3 protein-coding genes and 1 pseudogene are annotated in these 1,477 nt (G+C 44.8%); 3 read left to right on the top strand and 1 reads right to left on the bottom strand.

Annotated elements, in window-relative coordinates:
* The 3 genes and pseudogenes from ACTIE6_RS23785 to ACTIE6_RS23795 all read left to right on the top strand — a co-directional run.
* Window positions 1-229: pseudogene (locus tag ACTIE6_RS23785) on the top strand (glycoside hydrolase family 2); the annotation flags it as partial.
* A gap of 90 nt (window positions 230-319) precedes the next feature.
* Window positions 320-883, top strand: a complete 564-nt coding sequence (locus ACTIE6_RS23790; RefSeq protein ID WP_439558998.1) for a metal-dependent phosphohydrolase — start codon at window positions 320-322, stop codon at window positions 881-883.
* Between the two features lie 18 nt (window positions 884-901).
* Complete coding sequence (locus tag ACTIE6_RS23795) at window positions 902-1,192, top strand: hypothetical protein (protein WP_439558999.1); 291 nt, start codon at window positions 902-904, stop codon at window positions 1,190-1,192.
* Between the two features lie 54 nt (window positions 1,193-1,246).
* Here the strand turns inward: ACTIE6_RS23795 and ACTIE6_RS23800 are convergent.
* The coding region (locus ACTIE6_RS23800) for an EF-Tu/IF-2/RF-3 family GTPase (protein ID WP_439559000.1) at window positions 1,247-1,477 on the bottom strand (231 nt) is incomplete at its 5' end.

The following is a 1,477-nucleotide window of genomic DNA, read 5'->3' on the forward strand; positions in this document are numbered from 1 at the left end:
TGAATGGGGTGGGTTTGGTTTTAAAGATTACGGCGGCCCTCAGGATGATGCCTCCCGCGCCAATCAGATCGCACTTTATAAAGCAGAACTTCGAAAGCGGGACATTTCAGGGGATGTTTACACTCAGGCTACTAACATAGAAGATGAGAAAAACGGTTTGATTGACCCTGAAACAGGCGAGCTGAATGTTCCCGCAGGATTGTTGGCTTCCAGGCGCAATTCAGCCTGAGAGACTTATCTTGGAGCAGATCGCTTGTTAGTTTGGCAATAGCGGATATAATGCAAAAAATTACGCTCAACATCGCATTAAGGAAAAGGTATGGAACTTACGGAGAGGCAGTGGCTGCTGTTTGATTTTGTCAAAGAAATGCACGGAACTCAGGTGCGGAAATATTCCGGCAAGCCTTATTATACTCATTTGCTGAGTGTAGCGGACAAGGTGAGCCGGTATGAAAATGACAATTGTGAAACAGAAATTGCGCTTTGCCATGACCTTATCGAAGATACGCCATGTTCCCTGGCCACACTTTCCGGCTTGTTGATCAGATTGGGTTATAGCGTCAGGGAAGATGCGCAGATACTTTCCGCAGTAGATGATCTCACTGACAAGTACACGAGTGCCAAGTATCCTCAGCTCAACCGGGCGCATCGAAAACAGCTGGAAGCTTCCCGGATTATTTCGTCTAAACCCGTTTCACAAACTGTCAAGTATGCTGACATCATTGATAACATCGGCTCCATTGCTGAAAGTGACAGCGGATTTGCACGCGTCTATCTCAGGGAAATTGACCGGTATCTCTGGCGACTTAATAAAGGCAATGCTGATTTGTACCAGGAATGCTGCGCTGTTTTCACACAAACGCTCAAAACTGTCTCCATTTAATACCTAACAAACAACTATATGAATTCTTCTGAGCAGAAAGATTTTGAACATGCGACACCGACGGATGATGAGGTAAATGACGTAGTTAGTCGGTTACGGCAAAGGTTGTCGGACTCAGGAAATGGGAGTGAATTAGCAGAAGCTTACGAGAAAGCAATCTGCATTCTAAGTGAGCAGGACAACAGTTATGATCAGTTGCTGGATGATTCTTCTTCTGCCACTACCCGAACTATGGCTGCATTGGCCCTGCGCTATTTGAATGGGGAGACAGGTGCGGATGTACTGCTTAATTATCCTTCTAAAAAATAATAGCCTGCTCCGGATTGGAACAGGCTATTTATAAATGCTGACCGGCTAACCGGATTAAAGTGTTCTTTTCACTTCACGCAGTTCGAAGCTTTCGATGATGTCACCAACTTCGATATCGTTGTAGTTTTTGATACTTAAACCACATTCATAACCGTTTCTCACTTCCTGAACATCGTCTTTGTAACGTTTCAATGAGTCGATCTCTCCTGTGTAAAGAACGATACCGTCACGAACCACGCGGATCTTGTTGTTACGTTTTACATATCCGTCAGTAACATAGCAACC

The organism is Dyadobacter sp. (assembly GCF_051859145.1).
Lineage (GTDB): Bacteria > Bacteroidota > Bacteroidia > Cytophagales > Spirosomataceae > Dyadobacter.